At 72.3% G+C, this 24,599-nt stretch carries 20 protein-coding genes; 15 read left to right on the top strand and 5 right to left on the bottom strand.

Annotation, left to right across the window (positions count from 1 at the left end; translation table 11 throughout):
* The first annotated feature begins 34 nt into the window (after nucleotides 1-34).
* From ACZ4VW_RS01740 to nudC, 6 genes are all read left to right on the top strand, one after another.
* Nucleotides 35-3,526, top strand: a complete 3,492-nt coding sequence (locus ACZ4VW_RS01740; RefSeq protein WP_467957298.1) for an ATP-dependent helicase — start codon at nucleotides 35-37, stop codon at nucleotides 3,524-3,526.
* Between the two features lie 126 nt (nucleotides 3,527-3,652).
* Nucleotides 3,653-4,459, top strand: coding sequence for a hypothetical protein (locus ACZ4VW_RS01735; RefSeq protein WP_467957296.1), 807 nt, complete (start codon nucleotides 3,653-3,655; stop codon nucleotides 4,457-4,459).
* 199 nt (nucleotides 4,460-4,658) lie between these two features.
* Nucleotides 4,659-5,486 carry a hypothetical protein gene (locus ACZ4VW_RS01730; protein ID WP_467957295.1) on the top strand — a complete coding sequence of 276 codons (828 nt, stop codon included), beginning with the start codon at nucleotides 4,659-4,661 and terminating at the stop codon, nucleotides 5,484-5,486.
* Between the two features lie 140 nt (nucleotides 5,487-5,626).
* Nucleotides 5,627-9,178, top strand: coding sequence for a UvrD-helicase domain-containing protein (locus tag ACZ4VW_RS01725; protein ID WP_467957293.1), 3,552 nt, complete (start codon nucleotides 5,627-5,629; stop codon nucleotides 9,176-9,178).
* A 10-nt stretch (nucleotides 9,179-9,188) separates the two neighbouring features.
* On the top strand, nucleotides 9,189-10,622 hold the full coding sequence (locus ACZ4VW_RS01720) for a dipeptidase (protein WP_467957291.1): 1,434 nt from the start codon (nucleotides 9,189-9,191) through the stop codon (nucleotides 10,620-10,622).
* Nucleotides 10,623-10,657: 35 nt separating this feature from the next.
* On the top strand, nucleotides 10,658-11,605 hold the full coding sequence (nudC, locus tag ACZ4VW_RS01715) for an NAD(+) diphosphatase (protein WP_467957289.1): 948 nt from the start codon (nucleotides 10,658-10,660) through the stop codon (nucleotides 11,603-11,605).
* 71 nt (nucleotides 11,606-11,676) lie between these two features.
* Here the strand turns inward: nudC and ACZ4VW_RS01710 are convergent, their stop codons facing one another.
* Nucleotides 11,677-11,919 (bottom strand): mycoredoxin, encoded by a 243-nt coding sequence (locus tag ACZ4VW_RS01710; RefSeq protein WP_149547526.1) that lies wholly within the window; start codon nucleotides 11,917-11,919, stop codon nucleotides 11,677-11,679.
* A gap of 202 nt (nucleotides 11,920-12,121) precedes the next feature.
* On the opposite strand from ACZ4VW_RS01710, the gene ACZ4VW_RS01705 reads away from it, so the two are divergent.
* The 5 genes from ACZ4VW_RS01705 (at nucleotide 12,122) to ACZ4VW_RS01685 (ending at nucleotide 15,934) form a co-directional block, all read left to right on the top strand.
* The gene (locus ACZ4VW_RS01705; RefSeq protein WP_467958135.1) at nucleotides 12,122-14,251 is read left to right on the top strand and encodes an ATP-dependent DNA helicase UvrD2; all 2,130 of its coding nucleotides are present in this window, start codon (nucleotides 12,122-12,124) and stop codon (nucleotides 14,249-14,251) included.
* Nucleotides 14,252-14,422: 171 nt separating this feature from the next.
* The gene (locus ACZ4VW_RS01700; RefSeq protein WP_467957287.1) at nucleotides 14,423-14,797 is read left to right on the top strand and encodes a hypothetical protein; all 375 of its coding nucleotides are present in this window, start codon (nucleotides 14,423-14,425) and stop codon (nucleotides 14,795-14,797) included.
* Nucleotides 14,798-14,970: 173 nt separating this feature from the next.
* Nucleotides 14,971-15,339, top strand: coding sequence for a WhiB family transcriptional regulator (locus tag ACZ4VW_RS01695; protein WP_147981118.1), 369 nt, complete (start codon nucleotides 14,971-14,973; stop codon nucleotides 15,337-15,339).
* Nucleotides 15,336-15,659 (top strand): hypothetical protein, encoded by a 324-nt coding sequence (locus ACZ4VW_RS01690; protein WP_467957285.1) that lies wholly within the window; start codon nucleotides 15,336-15,338, stop codon nucleotides 15,657-15,659. Before ACZ4VW_RS01695 ends, ACZ4VW_RS01690 begins: the two co-directional genes overlap by 4 nt.
* A gap of 92 nt (nucleotides 15,660-15,751) precedes the next feature.
* Complete coding sequence (locus ACZ4VW_RS01685; protein ID WP_467957283.1) at nucleotides 15,752-15,934, top strand: hypothetical protein; 183 nt, start codon at nucleotides 15,752-15,754, stop codon at nucleotides 15,932-15,934.
* Nucleotides 15,935-15,940: 6 nt separating this feature from the next.
* Here ACZ4VW_RS01685 and ACZ4VW_RS01680 read toward each other — a convergent pair whose 3' ends face one another.
* Together ACZ4VW_RS01680 and ACZ4VW_RS01675 are read right to left on the bottom strand one after the other, a co-directional pair.
* Nucleotides 15,941-17,290 carry an ABC1 kinase family protein gene (locus tag ACZ4VW_RS01680; protein ID WP_467957281.1) on the bottom strand — a complete coding sequence of 450 codons (1,350 nt, stop codon included), beginning with the start codon at nucleotides 17,288-17,290 and terminating at the stop codon, nucleotides 15,941-15,943.
* A gap of 41 nt (nucleotides 17,291-17,331) precedes the next feature.
* Nucleotides 17,332-18,486: a ThiF family adenylyltransferase gene (locus tag ACZ4VW_RS01675; protein ID WP_467957279.1), complete on the bottom strand. Its 1,155-nt coding sequence runs from the start codon at nucleotides 18,484-18,486 to the stop codon at nucleotides 17,332-17,334.
* 214 nt (nucleotides 18,487-18,700) lie between these two features.
* Between ACZ4VW_RS01675 and ACZ4VW_RS01670 the strand changes: the two genes are divergently transcribed.
* The 4 genes from ACZ4VW_RS01670 (at nucleotide 18,701) to ACZ4VW_RS01655 (ending at nucleotide 22,505) form a co-directional block, all read left to right on the top strand.
* Nucleotides 18,701-19,276 (top strand): M48 metallopeptidase family protein, encoded by a 576-nt coding sequence (locus ACZ4VW_RS01670; RefSeq protein WP_467957277.1) that lies wholly within the window; start codon nucleotides 18,701-18,703, stop codon nucleotides 19,274-19,276.
* A 113-nt stretch (nucleotides 19,277-19,389) separates the two neighbouring features.
* Complete coding sequence (locus tag ACZ4VW_RS01665; protein ID WP_467957275.1) at nucleotides 19,390-21,036, top strand: TerD family protein; 1,647 nt, start codon at nucleotides 19,390-19,392, stop codon at nucleotides 21,034-21,036.
* Nucleotides 21,037-21,049: 13 nt separating this feature from the next.
* Nucleotides 21,050-21,730, top strand: a complete 681-nt coding sequence (locus ACZ4VW_RS01660) for an AIM24 family protein (RefSeq protein ID WP_467957273.1) — start codon at nucleotides 21,050-21,052, stop codon at nucleotides 21,728-21,730.
* Nucleotides 21,731-21,749: 19 nt separating this feature from the next.
* Entirely contained in the window at nucleotides 21,750-22,505 is a 756-nt protein-coding gene (locus ACZ4VW_RS01655; protein ID WP_467957271.1) for an AIM24 family protein, read from the top strand.
* 56 nt (nucleotides 22,506-22,561) lie between these two features.
* Here ACZ4VW_RS01655 and ACZ4VW_RS01650 read toward each other — a convergent pair whose 3' ends face one another.
* Nucleotides 22,562-23,083, bottom strand: coding sequence for an NUDIX hydrolase (locus tag ACZ4VW_RS01650; protein WP_467957269.1), 522 nt, complete (start codon nucleotides 23,081-23,083; stop codon nucleotides 22,562-22,564).
* Complete coding sequence (locus ACZ4VW_RS01645) at nucleotides 23,080-24,537, bottom strand: zinc-dependent metalloprotease (protein WP_467957267.1); 1,458 nt, start codon at nucleotides 24,535-24,537, stop codon at nucleotides 23,080-23,082. The genes ACZ4VW_RS01650 and ACZ4VW_RS01645 overlap by 4 nt, the downstream gene beginning before the upstream one ends.
* Nucleotides 24,538-24,599: the final 62 nt, after the last annotated feature.

Genomic DNA, 24,599 nt, shown 5'->3' with positions numbered 1-24,599 from the left:
TCTCCACCACTTCGCTCAGGACCGGTCGATCCACGTGAGTTCCTCCTCCACCACCCGGCGTACGCCGTACCAGGGGCGGGCCACGGGCGCGTACCGACTGGTGCGCACCGCCCCGGCCCCGGTGGATCCCCCTCTGCTGGACGCAGCGCAGCGGGAAGTGGTTGACCACCCCGGCGGACCGCTGCTCGTCCTCGCCGGACCCGGAACCGGCAAGACGACGACGCTGGTGGAGGCGGTCGCGGCCCGCGTCGAGAAGGGGACGGACCCGGAGCGGATCCTCGTCCTCACCTTCAGCCGCAAGGCGGCCGCGGAACTGCGCGACCGGATGGCCGCGCGCATCGGCGGCGCCGGAGGCGGACCAGGTGGACCACGGCCGGGAGGGACACGACCGCCGCAGGCGACGACCTTCCACTCGTACTGCTACGCCCTGATCCGCGCCCATCAGGACGCCGAACTGTTCGCCGAGCCGCTGCGCCTGCTGTCCGGACCGGAGCAGGACCTCGCGGTACGGGAGCTGCTCGCGGGCCAGCTCGACCTGGAGAAGGCGGGGCTCGCGTCGTCGATCCGGTGGCCCGACGAGCTGAGGGCCTGTTTGACGACGCGGGGCTTCGCCGACGAGGTGCGGGCCGTGCTCGCGCGGTCGCGGGAACTGGGGCTGGGGCCCCGGTCGCTGGCCGAGTTCGCCCAGCGGGTGGGGCGGCCGGACTGGAAGGCGGCGGCCGGCTTCCTGGCGGAGTACCTGGACGTCCTCGACCTGCAGGGCGTCCTCGACTACACGGAACTGGTGCACCGGGCGGTCCTGCTGTCGGAGAGCGTGACGCTCCCCGACTACGACGCGATCTTCGTGGACGAGTACCAGGACACCGACCCCGCGCAGGTGCGGCTGCTGCGCGCGCTGGCGGGAGCCGGGAGGACGGTGGTCGCCTTCGGTGACCCCGACCAGTCGATCTACGCGTTCCGGGGCGCCGACGTCAACGGCATCCTCGACTTCCCCGACACCTTCCGGCGGCTCGACGGCCGGCCGGCGGACGTCCGAGTCCTGACGGGTTCCCGCCGCTCGGGCGCGGGGCTGCTCGCCGCGACGCGCGAGATCACCCGGCGCATGCCCCTGCCGCGGCTGCCCGGCGACAAGGTCCGCGCCCACCGTGAGCCGGCCGCGACGCGCGAGGGCGGCCGGGTCGAGGTCTACACGTACCCGACGGCCTCCACCGAGTCGGACAACATCGCCGACCTCCTCCGCCGCGCCCACCTGGAAGACGGCGTCCCCTGGCACGACATGGCGGTCCTGGTCCGCGCCACCGCGACGGTCCCGGCGCTCCGCCGCGCCCTCACCTCCGCGGGCGTCCCCCTGGAGACCGACACCGCCGACACCCCCCTGCGCCACGAGCCGGCGGTGGCCCCGCTCCTCCTGGCCCTCCGCGCGGCGGCGACCCCCGAGGCTCCCCACCGCACCGACGTCAGCGACCCTGAGGGGCGCCGCGAGTCCGGTGGCCCGGAAGGGCACCCCGACGTCAGCGACCCTGAGGGGCGCCGCGAGTCCAGTGGCCCGGAAGAGCACCCCGACGTCAGCGGCCCCGAGGGGCGCCGCGAGTCCGGTGGCCCGGAAGAGCACCCCGACGTCAGCGACCCTGAGGGGCGCCGCGAGCCAGCGGGCCGGCTCGATACCGAGACCGCTCTCACCCTGCTCGCCTCGCCCCTCGCCGCCATGGACCCCGCCGATCTGCGGCGCCTCGGCCGTGCGCTGCGCGACGAGGAACGGGCCGGCGGCAACAAGGTGCCGCCGCCCTCCGACGTACTCCTCGCCCGCGCGCTCGCCGAGCCCGAGCGGCTCGTCGCGCACGACCAGTCGTACGCGCGCGGGGCCAGGCGACTCGGCGAGCTGCTCCGGCAGGCCCGTAACCGCCTCGCCGCGGGCGGCACCGCCGAAGACGCCCTGTGGCTGCTGTGGAACGGCACCCCCTGGCCCGGCCGGCTGGAGCGCGCCGCCCTGCGCGGCGGTCCGGCCGGTCGTAACGCCGACCGCGACCTCGACGCCGTCTGCGCCCTCTTCGACGCCGCCGCCCGCGCCGAGGACCGGGTCGGCGGCCGCGGCGTCCTGAACTTCCTCGAAGAGCTCGACGCCCAGGACATCGCCGCCGACACCCTCTCGAAGCGCCAGGCCCGCCCGGACGCCGTCCGCCTCATGACCGCCCACCGTGCCAAGGGCCTCGAATGGAGCCTCGTCGTCGTCGCCGGTGTCCAGGAAGGACTCTGGCCCGATCTGCGCCGCCGCGGCTCCCTCCTCGAGGCCGACCGCATCGGCCGTGACGGGCTGGCCGAGCCGCTCACCCCCGGTGCCCTCCTCGCCGAGGAGCGCCGCCTCTTCTACGTCGCCGCCACCCGCGCCCGCGACCGGCTCGTCGTGACCGCCGTGAAGACCCCCGCCGACGACGGCGACCAGCCCTCCCGCTTCCTCACCGAGCTCGGCACCGAGCCCAAGGACGTCTCCGGCCGCCCCCGCCGTCCCCTCGCCGTCGCCGCGCTCGTCGCCGAACTGCGGGCCACCACCGTCGACCCCGCCGCCTCCGACGTCCTGCGGGACGCCGCCGCCCAGCGCCTCGCCCAGCTCGCCGCTCTCACGGACGAGGAGGGCCAGCCGCTGGTCCCGGCCGCCCACCCGGACCGCTGGTGGGGCCTGTTCGAGCCCACCCGCAGCCAGGTTCCGCTCCGTGACCGCGACCACCCCGTCACGCTGTCCGGCTCCGCCCTCGACCAGCTCGCCAACACCTGCGCCCTCCAGTGGTTCCTCGGCCGCGAGGTCAAGGCCGACGCCCCGGCCACCGCCGCCCAGGGCTTCGGGAACGTGGTCCACGTCCTCGCCGACGAGGTCGCCTCCGGCCGTACCCCCGCCGACCTCGACGTCCTCATGACCCGTCTCGACTCCGTCTGGGACGCGCTCGCCTTCGACGCGCCCTGGAAGTCCGCCCAGGAGAAGGAGCACGCGCGCGTGGCGCTGGAACGCTTCCTGCGCTGGCATGTCATGGACCGCGGGGGCCGCACCCCCGCGGCCAGTGAGCACGCCTTCGACGTCACCCTCGAAGCGGGCGAGTACGAGGTACGGATCCGCGGCTCCATGGACCGCGTCGAGGCCGACGAACACGGCCGCGCCTATGTCGTCGACTTCAAGACCGGCAAGTCCGCCCCGACCCGGGACGAGGTCGCGCACCACCCCCAGCTCGCCGTCTACCAGCTCGCGGTACGCGAAGGAGCCCTGGACGAGGTCTTCGACGGCCGCCGCCCCGAGCCCGGCGGCGCCGAACTCGTCCAGCTGCGCCAGGCCGCCCCCAAGAAGGAGGGCGGCGAGGCGCACCCGAAGGTGCAGGCCCAGGAACCCCTGGCGGGGGAGTGGGTCGGCGACCTCCTGGCCACCGCGGCGGGCCGGGTCCTCGACGAGCGTTTCACCCCCACCACCGGCCAGCACTGCACCCACTGCGCCTTCCGGGCCGCCTGCAGCGCGCAGCCGGAGGGCCGCCACATCGTGGAGTGACGCGGCGCCACCCCGGGGGGTCGAGATGCGACGTGTCCGACATCACGTTTACGCCGTGCATCCATAGGAGCCTCACAGCAGTCGGACTCCCGGGGGTAAGAGAACCTATCGAGGAGTGCGAAGAAGATGGCGGCCAACCGGAAGATCTGGGTCGCGGCGATGGTCTGCGCGGCCACCGTCGTCGGCGTGACGGGCTGTTCCAAGGGTGACGACACCAAGACCGAGGGCGACAAGAAGCCGGTGGCGTCCGCCACCACGTCGCAGGCCCCGGTCGACCCCTTCAAGGGGCTGGACGCCGACGCGATCGCCGATCGGGCCGTCCAGGCCATGAAGGGCGCGACGTCGCTGCACATGGTGGGCGACGGCAAGGCCGACGGCGAGCAGATGAAGATGGACCTCGCCCTGGACGACAAGGGCGCCTGCACCGGCAACATGACCGTCCAGGGAGCCCAGGCGGACCTCCTGCAGGCCGACAAGATCATGTACATGAAGGGCGACGAGAAGTTCTGGCAGGTCACCGCCGGTGAGGACGGCGCCTCCGCCGAGGAGGGCAAGGCCATGGCCGAGCTTCTCAAGGGCCGCTGGATGAAGATGTCCGACGGCAACGCCGGCGAGCTGGCCGACCTGTGCGACCTCAAGGCCCTGATCAAGGAGATGGACAAGGACAAGTCCGAGCGGAAGGGCATGACCAAGGGTGCCGACGCCGACATCGACGGCAAGCCCGCTGTCACCCTGATCAAGAAGAAGGACAACGGCGAGACGCTGACCATGTACGTCGCCAAGGAGGGCGAGCCCTTCATCCTCAAGACGGTCGAGGCGGGTGGCAAGGAGCCGGGCTCGATCGTCTTCTCCGACTTCAACCAGCCGGTCACGGCCACCGCGCCGCCGGCCGACCAGGTCGTGGACCCCGAGAAGCTGGGCGCCGGCTCCTGATCCGCCACAGCCTGACCGGCAGCCGCTGATCGACACCTCCCGATCGCACCTGCTGATCGCACCTCCCGATCGCACCTGCCGATCGACACCCCGTACGGCCCGGGCGCCACGCGCGCGTCCGGGCCGTACGGCCGTGCGGTAGCGGGAGCAAGCCCTCGGGGCCACCCTGGTGAACAGGGGAACCCGCGAGGAGGCTCGCATGGCGTCGTCCCATCGGAAGCTCCGTATCGCTTCCGGCGTGTGCGCGGCCGTGGTCGCCGGCGCCGGACTCGGCGGCTGGACCGGGGCAGCGCCCGCCGCGCAGGGCCTACCGGCCGCCGCGGCCGCCGCCGGCCTGGCCCCCACGCCCTCGCCCGATCCCTTCGAGGACCTGACCGCCGACCAGATCGGCGACCGGGCCGTCGCCGCCACCCAGTCCGCGACCTCCCTCCGCATGACCGGCCGCGTCATGTCGGACGGGCAGCCGCTGGACATGGACCTCGCGCTCAACGACAAGCAGGAGTGCACCGGGCGCATGAAGATCGGCGGCGGCACGGCGGAGCTGCGGCAGGCCGACAAACTCACGTACCTGAAGGGCGACGAGCGGTTCTGGCGGACCTCCATGACCTCCCAGGGGGTGCCGGGGGACCAGATCGACGCCACGATCGAACTCCTCAAGGGGCGCTGGCTGAAGATCACGCCAGGTCAGGCGGGCAGCGGCGACCTGGGCGCGGTCTGTGACCTCAAGGAACTGCTCGCCGACCTCGACGAGGACAAGGACGAACGCAAGGGCCTGACCCGAGGGCCGGACGCCGAGGTAGAGAAGACCCCCGTCGCCACTCTGGTCAAGAAGAAGAGCGGTGAGGAGACGACCACGGTGTCCGTCGCCCAGAAGGGCAAGCCCTACATCCTCAAGATGGTGAAGGCGGGCGGCGACGAGCCCGGGACGCTGGTCTTCTCCGACTACGACAAGCTCGTGAAGGTCGTCGTACCGCCCGCGGACGAGACGGTGGACATCGCCAAGCTCGACCAGGGCACCAGGACCTGATCCGCAGGACCTGATCCGCAGGACCTGACCCGCGGGACTTGACCCGCGGGACTTGACCCGCACCACCTGACCCGGGCGACGCCCCGGTCCCGTCCCCGCGGCGGTCGGCGTTGTCGGTGGTCCCCGTTAGCCTCTTTGGGGTGACCGCACGCATCACCGACCCCGAGCAGCTCAAGGAGCTCCTCGGCATCCCGTTCACCCCGGAGCAGACGGCCTGCATCATCGCGCCGCCCGCCCCGCAGGTCATCGTGGCCGGAGCCGGATCCGGCAAGACGACGGTGATGGCCGCCCGGGTGGTCTGGCTGGTCGGCACGGGCCAGGTCGCGCCCGAACAGGTCCTCGGCCTGACCTTCACCAACAAGGCCGCCGGCGAACTGGCCGAACGCGTCCGCACCGCCCTCGTCCGGGCCGGGGTGACGGACCCCGACGTCATCGACCCCGACAACCCCCCGGGCGAGCCCCGCATCTCCACGTACCATGCCTTCGCCGGGCAGCTGCTGACCGACCACGGGCTGCGCATCGGCCTGGAGCCCACCTCCCGCCTCCTCGCCGACGCCACCCGCTACCAGCTCGCGGCGCGCGTCCTGCGCGAGGCGCCCGGGCCGTACCCCGCCCTGACCAAGTCCTTCCCGACCCTCGTCAGCGACCTCCTCGCGCTCGACGCCGAGCTCGCCGAGCATCTCGTACGGCCCGAGGAGCTGAGGGCGTACGACTCCGAGCTCCTCGACGCGCTCTCCCGCGCCAAGCTCACCAACGCCGACCTGCGCAAGGTCCCCGAGACCGCCGCCGCCCGCCGGGAGCTGCTCGACCTCGTCGTCCGCTACCGCGCGGCCAAGCGCTCCCGCGATCTGCTCGACTTCGGCGACCAGATCGCCCTCTCCGCCGAGCTCGCCACCACGCGCCCCGAGGTCGGCGCCCTCCTGCGCGACGAGTTCCGGGTGGTGCTGCTCGACGAGTACCAGGACACCTCCGTCGCCCAGCGCCTGCTGCTCTCCGGCCTCTTCGGGTCAGGCACCGGGCACGCCGTGACCGCCGTCGGCGACCCCTGCCAGGCGATCTACGGCTGGCGCGGCGCGTCCGTCGCCAACCTGGACGACTTCCCCAGCCACTTCCCGTACGAGGACGGCCGGCCCGCCACCCGTCACGCGCTCTCCGAGAACCGGCGCAGCGGCGGCCGTCTGCTCGACCTGGCCAACGGGCTCGCCGCCCCCCTCCGGGCCATGCACGCGGGCGTGGAGGCGCTGCGCCCGGCTCCCGGCGCCGAGCGGGACGGCTCGGTGCGGATCGCGCTGCTGCCCACCCACGCCGAGGAGATCGACTGGCTCGCCGACTCCCTCGCCCACCTGGTCCGCACCGGCAGGGAGCCCGGCGAGATCGCGGTCCTGTGCCGGACGGCGACCGACTTCCCGGCCATCCAGGCCGCCCTGGTCGCCCGGGACGTGCCCGTCGAGGTCGTCGGCCTCTCCGGGCTGCTCCACCTGCCCGAGATCGCCGACCTGGTCGCGGTCTGCGAAGTCCTCCAGGACCCCGGCGCCAACGCCTCCCTGGTCCGTCTCCTGACCGGCCCCCGCTGGCGCATCGGCCCCCGCGACCTCGCCCTCCTCGGCCGCCGCGCCCGGCTCCTCGTGCACCGTGAGCGGGGCGGCACCGACGCCGACGAGCGCCTCGCCGCCGCCGTCGAGGGCGTCGACCCGGCCGAGGTCATCTCGCTCGCCGACGCCCTCGACACCTTCCTGGACTCCGGCGGCGAGGACGACGGCCTGCCGTTCTCCGCCGAGGCCCGGGTCCGCTTCGCCCGGCTCGCCGCCGAGCTGCGCAGCCTGCGCTCCTCGCTCGCCGACCCGCTGATGGACGTCCTGCACCGGGTCCTGGCCACCACCGGCCTGGAGGTCGAACTCTCCGCGTCCCCGCACGCGCTCGCCGCCCGCCGCCGGGAGACGCTGTCGAACTTCCTCGACATAGCGGCCGGCTTCGCCTCCCTGGACGGCGAGGCGACCCTGCTGGCCTTCCTCGGCTTCCTGCGCACGGCCGCGCAGTACGAGAAGGGCCTGGACAACGCGCTCCCGGGCGGCGAGAACACGGTCAAGGTCCTCACCGCGCACAAGTCCAAGGGGCTGGAGTGGGACGTCGTGGCGGTGCCCGGCCTGGTCGCCGCCCAGTTCCCGAGCACCCGGTCCCGTGAGTCGTGGACCTCCCAGCCGCAGGTGCTGCCGCACGCGCTGCGCGGTGACGCGCCGACCCTGCCGGAGATCACCGCCTGGGACGCCAAGTCCCTCACCTCCTTCAAGGAGGCGATGCGCGCCCACCAGCACACCGAGGAGCTCCGCCTCGGCTACGTGACCTTCACCCGCCCCCGCTCCCTCCTCCTGGGCTCCGCCCACTGGTGGGGCCCGGCCCAGAAGAAGCCCCGCGGCCCCTCGGCTTTCCTCCACGCCCTTCACGACCACTGCGCGGCGGGCTTCGGCGAGATCGAGGCATGGGCGGAGGAACCGGAGAAGGACGCCGAGAACCCCTCCCTCCTGGACCGGACGGCGGACCGGGCCTGGCCGCTTCCGCTGGACCCCACGAGCTTGGAGCGCCGCAGGGAAGCGGCGGCGAAGGTGCGAACGGCGTTGTGGGCCCACGACGCGCTGCCCGCGCAAGCGCCCGCGCCCCAGGACCCGGAGTACCCCGAGCACCCCCAGGACTCGGTACGCCCCCAGGACCGTCCCGACCCCGAGGATCTTCCCGACCCCCAGGACCGTCCCGACCCCGAGGATCTTCCCGACCCCGAGGACCTCTGGCCCGAGGAGCCCCCCTGGGACGAGGACCCCTTCTGGGACGAGGAGCCGCCGGCGGACGCGATCCCCGCGCCCCGGGCACCGGAGACCGGAAGGCCCCCCGAGCCCGCCGGCCTCACCCCCGAGGAAGCCAGGATCCTCGCCTCCTGGGACCGCGACCTCACCACCCTCACCACCGAACTCCGCCGCGCCCGTGCCACCACCCGCGACGTCCTCCTGCCCGCCTACCTCTCCGCCTCCCAGGTCCTCCGCCTCGCCGCCGACCCCGACGGTTTCGCCAAGGACCTGGCCCGGCCCATGCCCCGCCCCCCGCAGCCGGCGGCCCGCCGCGGCACCCGGTTCCACGCGTGGGTGGAGTCGCGGTTCGAGGAGCTTCCCCTTCCCATGCTCGGACCCGACGAGCTCCCCGGCGGCGAGGACTTCGCCGGCGAACCGGAGATCGCCGACGAACGCGACCTCGACGCTCTCAAGGACGCCTTCGCCCGCACGCCGTACGCGCACCGCACGCCGTACCGCGTCGAGGTCCCCGTCCACCTCTCGCTCGCGGGACGCGTCGTCCGCGGCAGGATCGACGCCGTCTACCGGGACCCGGAATCCGGCGCGTACGAGATCGTCGACTGGAAGACCAGCCACCTGCGCACCGCCGACCCCCTCCAGCTGGCGATCTACCGCCTCGCCTGGGCAGAGGAGCACGGTCTCGCCCCTGACGAGGTGGCGGCCGCCTTCGTCTACGTACGGACGGGAGAGGTCGTACGGCCCCGCCGCCTGCCCGGCCGGGACGAGCTGGAGGCCCTCCTCCAGGGCCGGCCCACCCAGGACGCAGCGGGCCCGGACGGTCCGGTCCGAGGGGCCCCGGGCCCCGCGATCCCGGACGGACCGGCCGTGGACAGACCCGCTCCGGGCGCCGGATAGGCTCAGGAGTATGAGCGAGACCCCGGACAGCGCCGTCCAGACCGTCGGTACCCAGGCCGTGCGCACGTACATCCAGCAGCACCGCACCGCCTTCCTCGACGACCTCGCCCAGTGGCTGCGCATCCCCTCCGTGTCGGCGCAGCCCGCCCACGCCGAGGACGTACGGCGCAGCGCCCGGTGGCTCGCGGACAAGCTGTCCGACACGGGGTTCACGACCGTCGAGATCTGGGAGACCGACGGCGCGCCCGCGGTCTTCGCGGAGTGGCCCTCCGGAGACCCGGGCGCCCCGACCGTGCTCGTCTACGGACACCACGACGTCCAGCCCGCCGCCCGCGAGGACGGCTGGCACACCGACCCGTTCGAGCCGCACATCACCGACGGCCGGATGTACGCGCGCGGTGCCGCGGACGACAAGGGCCAGGTCTTCTTCCACACCCTCGGCGTCCGGGCCCACCTCGCCGCGACCGGACGCACCGCCCCCGCCGTCAACCTCAAGCTGATCGTCGAGGGCGAGGAGGAGTCCGGCTCCCCGCACTTCCGCGCCCTCGTCGAGGCCCACGCGGACCGGCTCGCCGCCGACGCCGTGATCGTCTCCGACACCGGCATGTGGTCCGAGGACACCCCGACGGTCTGCACCGGCATGCGCGGCGTCGCGGACTGCGAGATCCAGCTGTACGGCCCCGACCAGGACATCCATTCCGGTTCCTTCGGCGGCGCCGTGCCCAATCCGGCCACCGTCGCCGGTCGCCTGGTCGCCGCCCTGCACGACGAGGACGAGCACGTCGCCATCCCCGGCTTCTACGACGGGGTCACCGAGCTCTCCGACGCCGAGCGCGCCCTCATCGCCGAGCTGCCGTTCGACGAGGCGGCCTGGCTGACCACCGCCCAGTCCCACGGCACGCTCGGCGAGGCCGGCTTCTCCACGCTGGAGCGCGTCTGGGCCCGCCCGACCGCCGAGGTCAACGGCATCGGCGGCGGCTACCAGGGCCCGGGAGGCAAGACCATCGTCCCCGCCTCCGCCCAGCTGAAGCTCTCCTTCCGGCTGGTGGCGGGACAGGATCCGGCCAAGATCGAACTCGCCGTACGCGACTGGCTCGCCGCGCGCATCCCCGCCGGCATCCGGTACGAGATCGTCTTCGGCGCCCCGACCCGGCCCTGCCTCACCCCGCTCGACCACCCGGCCCTCGAAGCGGTCGCGCGCGCGATGAGCCGCGCCTTCGACGGCGCCAAGGTCCGCTACACCCGCGAGGGCGGCTCGGGCCCGGCCGCCGACCTCCAGGACGTCCTGGGCGCCCCGGTGCTGTTCCTCGGCATCTCGGTGCCCTCGGACGGCTGGCACGCCCCCAACGAGAAGATCGAGCTCGATCTCCTCCTCAAGGGCGTCGAGACCACCGCCCACCTGTGGAGCGACCTGCCCGCCGCCCTCCACACCGCCGCGCGATGAACCCACACCACGACCCGGGGGAGTTGGAAGTACCTGTGTCCACCTTGAACAGCCAGTTCGCGGACCGGCCGATCTCGCTCACCGCCCCGAGCGGCATCGACCGCGCCGCCCACCACCGTCTCGACGAGGCATGGCTGGCGGCGGCCTGGAGCCACCCCACGACCCGCGTCTTCGTGGTCTCCGGCGGTCAGGTGCTGATCGACGACACGCCCGACGGCCGCACCGAACTCGTGACGACCCCCGCCTTCGAGGCCCCGGTCACCGAGACCCACCGCTACTTCCTGGGCACGGACGCCGACGGCGTCTCCTACTTCGCCCTGCAGAAGGACTCCCTGCCCGGCCGCATGGACCAGTCGGCCCGTCCGGCGGGGCTGCGCGAGGCGGGCCTGCTGCTCTCGCCCCGCGAGGCCGGTCTCATGGTGCACGCCGTGGCCCTGGAGAACTGGCAGCGGCTCCACCGCTTCTGTTCCCGCTGCGGCGAGCGCACGGTGATCGCGGCCGCCGGCCACATCCGCCGTTGCCAGGCATGTGGCGCCGAGCACTACCCGCGGACCGACCCGGCGGTCATCATGGCCGTCACGGACGAGAAGGACCGCATCCTCCTCGGCCGGCAGGTCCACTGGCCCGAGGGCCGCTTCTCGACCCTCGCCGGCTTCGTCGAGCCCGGTGAGTCGATCGAGCAGGCGGTGATCCGGGAGGTCTTCGAGGAGGCCGGTGTCACGGTCGGCGAGGTCGAGTACGTCGCCAGCCAGCCCTGGCCCTTCCCGTCCAGCCTGATGCTGGGCTTCTTCGCGCACGCCACCTCCTCGGAGATCGACGTGGACGGCGAGGAGATCGAGGAGGCGCGCTGGTTCTCCCGCGAGGAGCTGGCCGCCGCCTTCGAGTCGGGCGAGGTGCTGCCCCCGTACGGCATCTCGATCGCCTCCCGGCTGATCGAGCTCTGGTACGGCAAGCCGCTGCCCAAGCCGGGCGACGTCGTCTGACACGGCGGCGACCACATGGAACAGCCCCCGTCCGGCATCGCCGGGCGGGGGCTGTTTTCGGCCAGGCGCGCTCAGACGCCGACCTTCTGCTTGACCTGGGCGAGCGACGGGTTCGTCAGCGTCGAACCGTCCGCGAACAGCACGGTCGGGACGGTCTGGTTGCCCCCGTTGGCCTTCTCCACGAACGCGGCCGACTCCGGGTCCTGCTCGATGTTGATCTCCGTGTACGCGATGCCCTCGCGGTCCATCTGGCTCTTCAGCCGACGGCAGTAGCCGCACCACGTGGTGCTGTACATCGTCACAGTGCCCTGCATGACCTGGCGCTCCTCTGTTCGCGGGTGGGTGCCGAGGAAAAGAACGTACGCGCCGCCGCCACCATTCCCGTATTCGTACGACCGGTGGCCCCGTTCTGTGGACAACCCGCCGCACCGACCCCCGGGAACCTGGCAGCATGGCGGGGTGACAGCAGCAACGCACTCCACTCTCTTCCCGCAGGTCCCCGAGTCGGCCGACGCGGTGCTCGACGGGCTCGACCCCGAGCAGCGCGAGGTCGCCCTGGCCCTGCACGGTCCGGTGTGCGTGCTGGCGGGAGCCGGCACGGGCAAGACTCGGGCCATCACGCACCGCATCGCGTACGGAGTGCGGGCGGGCATACTCCAGCCCGGCAGCATCCTGGCCGTCACCTTCACCAACCGGGCCGCCGGAGAGATGCGAGGCCGTCTGCGGGAGCTCGGCGCGGGCGGCGTCCAGGCCCGCACCTTCCACTCCGCCGCCCTGCGCCAGCTCCAGTACTTCTGGCCGAAAGTCGTCGGTGGTGATCTTCCCCGGCTCCTGGAGCGCAAGATCCAGCTCGTCGCCGAGTCCGCCGCGCGCTGCCGCGTCCGCCTCGACCGCAACGAGCTGCGGGACGTCACCGGCGAGATCGAGTGGGCCAAGGTCACCCAGACCGTCCCCGCCGACTATCCGGCGGTCGTCGCCAAGTCCGTCCGGGAGGCCCCCCGCGACCCGGCCGAGATCGGCCAGATCTACGCGATGTACGAGCAGCTCAAGCGCGACCGCTCGGTGATCGACTTCGAGGACGTGCTCCTGCTCACGGTGGGCATCCTCCAGGACCGGCACGACATCGCCGACCAGATCCGCCGCCAGTACCAGCACTTCGTCGTGGACGAGTACCAGGACGTCTCCCCGCTCCAGCAGCGGCTCCTCGACCTGTGGCTCGGCGACCGCGACAGCCTCTGCGTCGTCGGCGACGCCAGCCAGACCATCTACTCCTTCACCGGCGCCACCCCCGACCACCTGCTGAACTTCCGCACCCGGCACCCCGACGCCACCGTCGTGAAGCTCGTCCGCGACTACCGCTCCACCCCCCAGGTCGTCCACCTCGCCAACGGACTGCTCAGCCAGGCCCGGGGCCGGGCCGCCGAGCACCGCCTGGAGCTGATCTCCCAGCGCGACCCGGGACCCGAGCCCGCCTACACCGAGTACGCCGACGAACCCGCCGAGGCCGAGGGCACCGCCCGCCGCATCCGCGACCTGATCGCCGCGGGAGTCCCGGCCGGCGAGATCGCCGTGCTCTACCGCATCAACGCCCAGTCCGAGGTCTACGAACAGGCCCTCGCCGACGCCGGAGTGCCCTACCAGCTGCGCGGCGCCGAGCGCTTCTTCGAGCGCCAGGAGGTACGGGAGGCCGGCATCGCCCTGCGCGGCGCCGCCCGCGCCGGGGGCAACGACTCCCTCCTCGACGACGCCGACGACCTGCCCTCGCAGGTTCGCGCCGTGCTCTCCACCAAGGGCTGGACCACCGAGCCGCCCGCCGGCTCGGGCGCCGTCCGCGACCGCTGGGAGTCCCTCGCCGCGCTGGTCCGCCTCGCCGAGGACTTCGCCCGCGCCAAGCCCGGCGCCGGCCTCTCCGACCTGGTCGCCGAACTCGACGAGCGGGCCGCCGCCCAGCACGCCCCGACCGTCCAGGGCGTCACGCTCGCCTCCCTGCACGCGGCCAAGGGCCTGGAGTGGGACGCCGTCTTCCTGGTCGGTCTCACCGAGGGCATGATGCCGATCACGTACGCCAAGACCGACGAGCAGGTCGAGGAGGAGCGGCGCCTGCTCTACGTCGGGGTCACCCGCGCCCGGCTCCACCTCTCGCTCTCCTGGGCGCTCTCGCGCTCCCCGGGCGGCCGTGCCTCCCGGCGCCCCACCCGCTTCCTCAAGGGCCTGCGCCCCGGCTCCGGCGCCCTCGGCGCGGCCGGAGCGGCCGGCGGCGGTTCGGTCGAGCGGGGCGCCGGCGGCCGGCGCAAGCGCAGAGGGCCGGTGCTCTGCCGCGTCTGCGGCGCCACGCTCACCGAAGCCGGTGAGATGAAGCTGATGCGCTGCGAGGGCTGCCCCTCCGACATGGACGAGGCGCTCTACGAGCGGCTGCGCGAGTGGCGCTCCGAACAGGCCAAGCAGCTCGGGCAGCCCGCGTACTGCGTGTTCACGGACAAGACGCTGATGGCGATCGCCGAGTGCGTGCCGTCCAGCGACGGAGAGCTCGCCGGTATCTCGGGAGTCGGGGCCCGCAAGCTCGACCGCTTCGGCGCCGACGTCCTCGCGCTCTGCGCGGGCGAAGAGCCAGGTGGGGAGCCTGGAGGAGACGACGACGAGGACTGAGGAAAACTCGTCGGAAAAATAGTTTGCGCACCCCCCGTCAAGCCCCATAGGTTCTTAACCATCGAAACAGCGGCTTCTTCGAAGCCCTGCCTTCGTGCTGTACTTGTCCAAATGAAGATGAGGGTCCGGCTCACCCCGAGCCCTCCGAGACGCCGAGAGGAGGCGATTCCAGTGATCAGCAACATCAACAGCACCAACGTCCGCTTCGTCAGCACCGACAAAATGACCGATCGCTCCGTCGTCTCCACCTGCTCGCTCGGCCTCTCCGGTTCGGCGTTCATTGGCAGCGGCCTTCCTGGCACCGGTCTGTCCGGCGCCGGCATGGTCGGCCTCGCCTCCCTGCGGCCGGCGGCCGCCCTGGCGGGTCTTCCCGTCCTGGAGCGCACTGAGCGACCGACCAAGGCACTGGAAGCAGGAGTAGCAGCAGTCAAGGCCGCCCCGGCCTATGGCTTTGCGGCGACCGGTGCCGAAACCAAGCAGCAGACGACGCAGCACCACACGATGTGGGCCTTCCGTGGGCTCGAACCCTGGAGTGATCCAGCCTGATCTCGATCAGGCCGGCGCCTTCAGGGCCGCGGAACCCCACCCGGGATCCGCGGCCCTTCTGTTTGTCCCCGAACGGGGACGACGGAGCGAAGGGGCCTCGGGACCAAGCGACACCCGGTACCAGCCGAAACCCCGGCCAACAGGTCGGAACGACCAGACGAGGAAAACCACCCGTGCAACTCGAAGCGCACGCCCCGTCCGTACCGCCTTCCGAAACGATCCCCCCGCCCGGCCTCACGGAGGACTCCACCTTGACCCCCCTCACCACGCTCACCGCGCTCGACGACGCCATCGAGAACCTCGGCGTACCCGTCCCCTGCCGCTCGTACGACCCGGAGGTCTTCTTCGCCGAGTCCCCGGCCGACGTCGAGTACGCCAAGTCCCTCTGCCGTACCTGCCCGCTGATGGCGGCCTGCCTCGCCGGCGCGCAGGAGCGGCGTGAGCCGTGGGGCGTCTGGGGCGGAGAGCTGTTCGTCCAGGGCGTGGTCGTCGCCCGCAAGCGGCCGCGTGGCCGCCCGCGCAAGAACCCGGTCGCGGCATGAACGTCACCGGAACCATCGACCGACCCCTCACGCACGATCCCCAGAAGCTGGCCCCGATGACCTCTTCCACGAGTGAGCCCTCCGGCTCCGCGACCCCAGACGTTTCCATCACCGGCGCGAACGCCTCGCGTCAGAACAGGACCCGTGAGATGCAACTCATCCCAGAAGCCCTGGCTCGTGCTCATATGCACGACCGCCTGCGGGAAGCCGACGCGGAACGCCAGGCCCTGCGCCTGGTCGCCGCCCGGCGGATGCAGCGGCGTGCCGAGCGCGTCTCCCTGCGCGCCCGCCGCGCGCTGGCCATGGCCGTGATGCACTGACCCGAAGAACCCCGCGGGGGCCGGTCCGAACGGACCGGCCCCCGCGGTGCGTTGCGGCGCGGCCGCGCCGTCGCCGGACTATCGTCGGGAGGGTGAACGACGCCCGGCCCCCCGAGGAGCCCATCGTCTGCGCCCGCTGCGGAAGGACCGCCGAGGAGCCCCCGGTGACCTGGACCTTCTCCATGGAGAACGGCGCCCGCCGCTACCTCTGCGAGGCGTGCTCCCGCGAGAACATCCGCTCCATCGAGGGCCGCCTCGACCCCTCCTGGTGGTGACGACCTCTAGGAGTCGTCACCCGCGACGAAGCCGGGCAGCCACTCCTCCAGTTCGTCGCGCAGCCGCACCGTCGCGTTCAGCTGACACAGCACGCCGATGGTGCTCAGGGTCACGCGGTGGATCAGCAGGTACGACGGCGGCAGGTTCAGCTGCTTGCCCAGCTGGTGCGCGGGGGAGCGCAGGTCGGCGAGGCGGGCGGCCTGGGCCCTTATCCAGCCCCGGGTGAAGCCGAAGACCTCGGCCTCGGCCGGCTCGATGATCGGCAGCAGATACTCGAGCACCGCGTCCGGGTCGAGAGCGATGGACTCCTTGACGAACCCCTCCTCACGCAGCAGCTCGTAGACCGTCTCGGCGTCACCCTCCAGCGTCAGCCGCAGACAGGTACCGATCGTCTCCGGCAGCCCGCCCGGCAGCCGGTCCACCGTGCCGAAGTCCAGCACGCCGAGGCGCCAGCTCTCCGGGCCCTCCTCCCCGTCCCCTCCCGGCAGCAGCCGGAAGTTGCCGGGGTGCGGATCGGCGTGCAGCAGCCCCGTGCGGGCGGGGCCGGAGAAGAGGAACCGCGCCAGCAACTGGCCGGCCCGGTCCCGCTGCTCCTGGGTGCCGTCCACGATCACCTCGGACAGCGGGATCCCGTCGATCCACTCCGTCACCAGGACCTGGTCACACTGGTGCACCACCTGGGGCACCACCACATCGGGATCGTCCGCGAACTCCTCGGCGTGCTCCCGCTGGGCCTGGGCCTCCAGACCGTAGTCCAGCTCCTCCGAGACCCGGTCGCGCAACTCCGTGATCAGCGGCTTGATGTCCATGCCGGGGATCAGCGGACCGAGCAGCCGGGCGAACCGGCTCAGCTGCGTCAGATCCGAGAGAAGCGCCTCGCCCGCCCCGGGATACTGCACCTTCACCGCGACCTCGCGGCCGTCGTGCCACACCGCCCGGTGCACCTGACCGATGGAGGCCGCCGCCGCGGGCTTGTCCTCGAACTCCAGGAACAGCTCGCGCCACTCCTCGCCGAGCCGCTCCTCCAGGACCCCGTGCACCGTGCGGGTCGGCATCGGGGGCGCCGCCTCCTGCAGCTTGGTGAGCGCCGCCCGGTACGGGCCCGCCACCTCCTCCGGCAGCGCCGACTCGAAGACGGACAGGGCCTGCCCGAACTTCATCGCCCCGCCCTTGAGTTCTCCGAGCACCTTGAACAGCTGCTCGGCCGTGCGCTGTTGCAGCTCGCGCGCGACGATCTCGGCGGACTTGCCACCGATCCGCTTGCCCAGACCCCAGGTGGCCCGTCCTGCGAAGCCCAGGGGCAACGCGGCCAACCTGGCGGTCCGGGTGACCGCCTTCCGGGGAAGATCAGACATACGCCCCTCCAAATCCCAGACTGCCGTGCCGCACAGGGCGGTTACTTCGCCATTGTGTCGTGCGGGCTCGCGGCCTCCACGTCACACTCCCCCTCTCCGCTCCGAACCGCACCGCACGGACACGCCGGATGCGGCCCCATCCGCTCCGCCCGCCACTCCAGAAGCGGCAGTGACGCCTCGAGACGACCACCCGTGCTGGTGGGCAACTTCCCGTCCAGGAACGCCAGGGCATGGGCCGCGGTCAAACCGGCCACCGCCGTCGCGAGACCCAGATCACAGGCAGGCAGCGCGTCGGGCGCACCCGAGCGCCACTGCGCCAGCATGCGGGGCCACGTCGGCTCCCGGTCAGTCCGCGCCTCCTGCACGCATCCGGCACACGCCGTCCCGCCCGGCAGCACCAACGGCCCGACGAAGCCCGTGGCCTCCAGCACCCCCGCGTAGAGATGGGGAGTGCCCGTGGCGATCCAGCTCTCGGCGAGGACGGGATCGGGGAGGTAGGCGGCGAGGCCGTCCCTCGGTGTCACCACGACGAGTGAGAGTGCCGGCTCCGAACCGCCCTCGGCCGGGTCACGCCGTGGTGCCGCCCGCGGCGCGCGTCCCCCCGGCGCCGACCGACCCACGAGCCGGCGCGCCGCCACGGCCCGGCGCTCGCCCACCGCATCGGCCGGCAGCCCGCCCGGCGACACCTCCCACGGCTCCACCACTCCCGAGTCCAGCACCTCCACCCGGCCCACTCCGGACGCCGAGAGCAGAGCGGCGACCGCGGCCCCGACCCGTCCCGCGCCGCGGACCTGGACGCGCACCGCACGCCGGGCGGCCAGCCGCCGCAAGGCCCCGTCCGGTTCACGATGAATCACGGAGAGTGAGGCGAGATCGGCGCGGAGCGGGTCGAGCATGCCGTCCGGAGGTGTGGCGGCACCCGCCTTCCCCGGCCGCCCGGCCGAAGAATCCGCGATCAGCCCCGCCTCCGACAGTCTGCGGAGCAGCCGCTCGAGGAGTCCGTCCGGCAGGCCCAGCGCACGGGCCTCGCCCCGCAACCGTTCCATCCCGCGGGTGCCGTCGAGCAGACCGAGCAGGCTGCCGGTGGCCGTGTCGACCGGACCCACGACCACGGCGTGCGCGGGAGTGGCCCCGAACTGCACGCTCTGCAGATTCCGCCAGGCACGCCGCAGCGCCGGTTTCAGCATCGGATGCATTTCCGCCCCCTCGTGATCTTGATCGGTCATCTTCTTCGCGATCGGCCGTTCCCCTCCGGCCGTTGTCAGATTGCCCGGGATCCGAGGTGGCCGCCGAAAGTTGTCCACAGGGGCTGGGTATTAATCATTCAAATGGTGCACGGTGTGACGGGATCGCGGCCGAACCGTCCCGGAGGCGGGACTTCCCGTGCTGACAGCGGGTAACGTCGGGGCCGTGCCCGCCGACCCACAGCGCAGCGTGACAAGCGAACCGCCCCGCGGCCCGGGGACGAGTGCGGTCGAGGTCCGCAGAAGCTCCCGGCGCAGGAGAACGGTCTCCGCCTACCGCGAGGGCGACCGGACCGTCGTGCTCATCCCGGCCCGGATGTCCGAGGCGGAGGAGCAACGCTGGGTGACCGTCATGCTGGACAAGCTGGCCGCCCAGGAGAGCAAGCGGCTCCTCGGCGACAGTGAACTCACCGAGCGTGCAGAGCGGTTGTCGGAGCAGTACTTCGACGGCCGCGCCAGGCCGACATCCGTACGCTGGGTGACCAACCAGAACACCCGCTGGGGCTCGTGCACTCCGTCGGAAGGCAGCATCCGGCTCTCGCACCGGCTCCAGGGCATGCCCGAGTACGTCGTCGACTACGTACTCGTCCACGAGCTGGCCCATCTCCTGGTGCCCGGGCACGGCTCCCGCTTCTGGCGGCTCCTGGAGGCGTACCCCCGCACCGAACGGGCCCGCGGGTACCTCGAGGGCGTGGTCGCGGCGGACCGGCTGCCGCATCTGCCCGCCGCCCGCGACGAGTGACGCGCTCCTCGTCAACTCTGTACCGAATGCGTACCAGCTTGGCTCAATGTCAGGTTCAGCCGTTAGCCTGGCGCGACGGATTCACCTTTCGGGATGGGGGACGGTCGTTACGCATGGCCAGGGAATTCCAACGCGGCCACAAGGCCAAGATCAGTGATCTGACACCGGGGACCGATCTGTACGTGGGTGTGCAGATCGCCGCGCCCGGGCTGACCTTCGACATCAGCTGTTTCGGCCTCGACGCCAACGAGCAGCTTTCGGACGACCGGTACTTCATCTTCTTCAACCAGCCGAAGTCGCCGGAGGAGTCCATCCAGCTGCTCGGCGCGCAGTCGGGCGACACGGAGTCCTTCCGCGTCACGCTGGACCGCATCCCGGCGAACATCCACAAACTGTCGTTCACCGCGACCATCGACGGTGCCGGCCAGATGTCGCAGATCGGCCCCGGCTACATCCGCATCGTCGCCGGCGGTGAAGAGGTCGTCCGCTATCCCTTCACGGGCGCGGAGTTCTCCACCGAGCGCGCCGTCATGCTCGGCGACTTCTACCTCAAGGACGTCTGGCGGTTCGCGGCCATCGGACAGGGCTTCGACGGCGGCCTGGACGCGCTGCTGAAGAACTTCGGCGGCGAGGTCGCCGAGGAGCAGCCTGCGGCCCAGGCCCAGGCCCCGCAGCCGGCACCGGGCTTCGCCGCGCCGGCCTTCGGTGCGCCCGTCGCACCCGCTCCGGCGCCCGCGCCGCAGGCCCCGGCCCAGCCGGTGCACGCGGCTCCCACCATGGCCGCGCCCATGGCGCCGCCCGCTCCGGCTCCGGCTCCCGCCCCGGCCCCGTACGGCCAGCCGCAGCAGCCTCCGCAGCAGCCGCAGTTCGGCCAGGTCCCGGGTCAGGCCCAGCCCTACGGTCAGCCCGCTCCGGCGCCGTACGGCCAGCCCGCCCCCGCCGCGTACGGCCAGCCCGCTCCGGCCGCGTACGGTCAGCCCGCTCCGGCCGCGTACGGTCAGCCCGCGTACGGTCAGCAGGCCCCCGGTATGCCTCCGGGCATGGCCCCGGGCCAGATGGGCGCACCCCAGGGGGTGCCCCAGGGCGTTCCGGCCACCGGCGCCGGGCTCGCCGCCGCGCTCGCGCCGTACAAGGAGACCGCGACCGGCGCCCGCTGGACCCCGCAGAACCAGCAGCTCATGCGGGTCGACCTGGCCATGGGCGGCGTCCCCGTCCTGGCCCGCCAGGGCAGCATGGTCATGTACCAGGGCAAGGTCGAATTCGCCCACAAGGGCGCCGGCTTCACCGGCCGGATCGTCGGCAACGCCACCGGCCAGGAGATGCAGCTGATGCGCTGCACGGGTCGCGGTCAGGTCTTCCTCGCCGAGGAGGGCGCGCACCTCCACCCGATCGAGCTCCAGGGCGACGGCATCTGCGTCTCGGCCGAGAACGTGCTCGCCTTCGACGAGTCGCTGCAGTACGAGGTGCGGCGGATCGAGGGCCACGGCATCCCCGGCGGAGCCCTGTTCACCATGCAGTTCCAGGGCACCGGCACGGTCGTCGTCAAGACGCACGGCACCCCCGTCGTCCTGCCCGTCACGCCGACCACCTTCGCCGACTGCAACGCCGTCATCGCCTGGTCGTCCGCGTCGCAGGTGATCCTCTCCAGCCAGGTCCGGCTGCGCCGCAACGCGTACCCCGGGCACAGCGGAGAGACCGTCAACCTGCAGTTCCGGGGAGCCCCCGGCAACTTCATCGTCGTCCAGCCGTACGAGGTCTGAGGGAGCCCGAACAATGAACCAGCAACTCGCGGGCTTCGCCCCGACCCCGATGACGGCGCGGATGGAGAACCACGGGCGCACGATGCTCAAGGTCGCCATGGCCTCCGGCCAGGACCTCTACGCGCGCACCGGCTCGATGGTCGCCTACGAGGGCTTCGTCACCTACGAGCCCAACCCGCCCGCCGCGCGCCAGGTCGCCCAGCAGTGGGTCACCGGCGAGGGCGCGCCCATCATGAAGTGCTCCGGCGACGGACTGCTCTACCTCGCCGACTACGGCGCGGACGTCGTCGTGATCAACCTCCAGAACGACTCGCTCTCCGTCAACGGCACCAACCTGCTGGCCTTCGACGCCCACCTCCAGTGGGGCGTCGAGAAGGTCAAGGGCCTCGCCAAGTTCGCCGGGCAGGGCCTGTTCAACGTCGAGATCGCCGGAACCGGCTGGGTCGCCCTGACCTCGCGCGGCACGCCGATCGTCGTCGACTGCGGCCGGGGCGAGGACGAGACGTACGTCGACCCCGACGCGCTCGTCGCCTGGTCACCGGCGCTCAAGGTCAAGGGCAAGCGCAGCTTCAAGGCCTCCTCCCTGATCGGGCGGGGCAGCGGCGAGGCGTTCCAGATGGCCTTCTCCGGCCAGGGCATCGTCGTCGTACAGCCGAGCGAGGACAGCACCGACCGCCTGCGGATCCGGGGCTGAGGGGGAGCGAGAACACACCATGCAGAGCCCGCTTTTCAACTACGCCGAGCAGCAGAGCCAGGAACGGTACGTCATCCAGAACCCGCAGCTGCTGCGGGTCGCCCTCACCGGCTCGGACGACGTCCTCGCCCGCAAGGGCGCCATGGTCGCCTACCAGGGGCTCGTCGACTTCGACGGCGAGTACCAGACGCCCAGCCAGCGCCGCGCCCAGGCCCGCACCGGTGAGGGCCTCGACCTGATGCGCTGCTCCGGCCAGGGCACGGTCTACTTCGCCAACCTCGCCCAGTACATCCACGTCGTGGAGGTCGAGCAGGAGGGCATGACCGTCGACAGCTCTTACGTGCTGGCGCTGGACTCGACCCTGCACACCGAGGTCATCGCCGTGGACAGCCAGTACGGCATCTCCGGCTCGGGCAAGTACCAGCTCAACATCTCCGGCCGCGGCAAGGTCGCCCTGATGACCTCCGGTCAGCCGCTGATGATGCACGTCACGCCGGACAAGTACGTCAACGTCGACGCGGACGCGATCGTCGCCTGGTCCACCGGGCTGCGGGTGCAGATGCAGTCGCAGACGCACAGCTCGAACATCCGCCGCCGCCGTGGCAACACGGGCGAGGGCTGGGAGCTCAGCTTCCTCGGACAGGGCTTCGCCCTCGTCCAGCCCAGCGAGGTCATGCCGCCGCAGAACGCGGCCATCGGCCAGGGTCTCGCGGCCCAGTTCGGCGCCGGCCAGCAGGGTTCGCACGCCCAGAACCAGAACAACGCCTGGAACTGAGCCGGCCCATGGGTGAGGGGCGGTCGCCGCGGCGACCGCCCCTCACCCATGGGGTGCTACAGCCGGGCCCGGGTGCTCTCCAGCAGCCGTACCACCGACGTGTCGGCCACCGAGGCCACCTCGTCGTACGCGAACCAGCGCAGGTCCAAGGACTCCTCGCTGATCGCCTCCACCGCGCCGGCCGGTGCCAGCGCCGCGTACTGCACATCCAGGTGCCAATTGCACGGCGCCGGGATCGGATGCCGGTCGAGACGCACCGGGCCGCCGGGCAGCAGCGTCAGACCGGGGATGCCGGACTCCTCCGTCGCCTCCCGCAGCGCCGCCTCCGCCACGGTCGCGTCCCCCGGTTCGCAGTGGCCACCCATCTGCAGCCACATGCCGAGCTTCTTGTGCAGCGTCAGCAGAACCCTGCCGCGCTCCGGATCGACGACCAGCGCGCTCGCCGTCAGATGCCCGGCGCCGCACGCCTTCCACATGCCGTCCTCGTGCGCGGCCAGGTGGTCCAGATAGGTCCGGCGCAGCTCTCCCTGGTCCTCGTACGCCTTCAGTACGAGAACCGCGTCGTGGTGCAGGCTCACTTGTCGGTGTCGTCCTCGTCGTCCTCGGCGCGACCGTCCTCGGGGCGCTCCCGCTTGCCGGCCGCCTCGCCCAGCATCTTGTCGATCTCCGAGAAGTCGAGCTGCTCGCGGTGGACGAAGCCGTCCGGGTCGTCCAGGTCGGACGCCGTCGGCAGCATGTCCGGGTGCTCCCACAGGTCGTCGCGGCCGTCGACACCGCGCGCGTCCGTGAGCGAGGCCCACAGCCGCGAGGCGTCCCGCAGCCGGCGCGGCCGCAGCTCGAGACCGATGAGCGTCGCGAAGGTCTGCTCGGCCGGACCACCGCTCGCCCGCCGCCTGCGCAGCGTCTCGCGCAGCGCGTCCGCCGAGGTCAGCCGGGACTTCGCGGCCTCGTGGACCACCGCGTCCACCCAGCCCTCGACCAGCGCGAGCGCGGTCTCCAGCCGGGCCAGGGCGGCCTTCTGCTCCGGCGTGTCCTCGGGCTGGAACATCCCCTGCTGGAGAGCCTCCTGCAGCTGCTCGGGATGCGTCGGGTCCAGCTGACCCACCGCCTCCTCCAGCTTCGAGGTGTCGACCTTGATCCCTCGGGCATAGCCCTCGACCGCACCGAACAGATGCGAGCGCAGCCACGGCACGTGGGCGAAGAGCCGCTGGTGGGCGGCCTCGCGCAGGGCCAGGTACAGCCGCACCTCGTCCTTCGGGACGCCCAGGTCCTTGCCGAACGTCTCGATGTTCAGCGGCAGCAGCGCCGCCTTGCCGGCCGGTCCGAGCGGCAGACCGACATCGGTCGAACCGACGACCTCACCCGCGAGCGCGCCGACGGCCTGCCCGATCTGCTGGCCGAACATGGCGCCGCCCATGGAGCGCATCATCCCGATCAGCGGGCCCGCCATGGCCTGCATCTCCTCGGGAAGCACGTCGCCCATCGCCGCCCCGACCCGCTCCGCGACCGGGTCGACCAGCTGCTGCCAGGCCGGCAGCGTCGCCTCGACCCACTCGGCGCGGCTCCACGCCACGGCCGTGCTCGCCCCCGAGGGAAGCGACGTCACGCCGTCCAGCCACAGGTCGGCCAGGCGCAGGGCCTCCTCGACGGCGGACTTCTCCGCCGGACCCACGCTGGCGTCCTTGGTGCCGTCGGACGTGCCCTGCGCGACCACCTGGCGGGCGATCTGCTTGGCCATGTCCCAGTTCACCGGGCCGCCCTCGTAGGAGAGCATCTGGCCGAGCTGCTGGAACGCCGCGCCGAGGTCGTTGGGGTTCAGCGAGCCGAACATCGCGGCGAACGGATTGTCCGCGCCGCCGGGACCGCCCATGCCCGGCAGACCGCCGAAGCCGAACGGATTGGCCCCGAACGGGTTCGCGCCGCCCTGGTCACCGGACCCCTGGCCACCTCCGGCGGGGTCCTTCTTCTTGCCTTCGTCGCCGTTCTCGGGCTCCTCCGGCGGAAGGCCGAATCCGAATGGGGAGTCACTCACAGGTTTCCTCGGCTCGTAGGGCCGCCGGCTTCCTGCCGACGGCGACTCTTTTGGCTCGGCTC

The sequence above is a fragment of the Streptomyces sp. NPDC029139 genome, assembly GCF_055564335.1.
The sequence above is the reverse complement of the archived record's forward strand: the minus strand, read 5'-3'. Positions and strand labels throughout refer to the sequence as shown.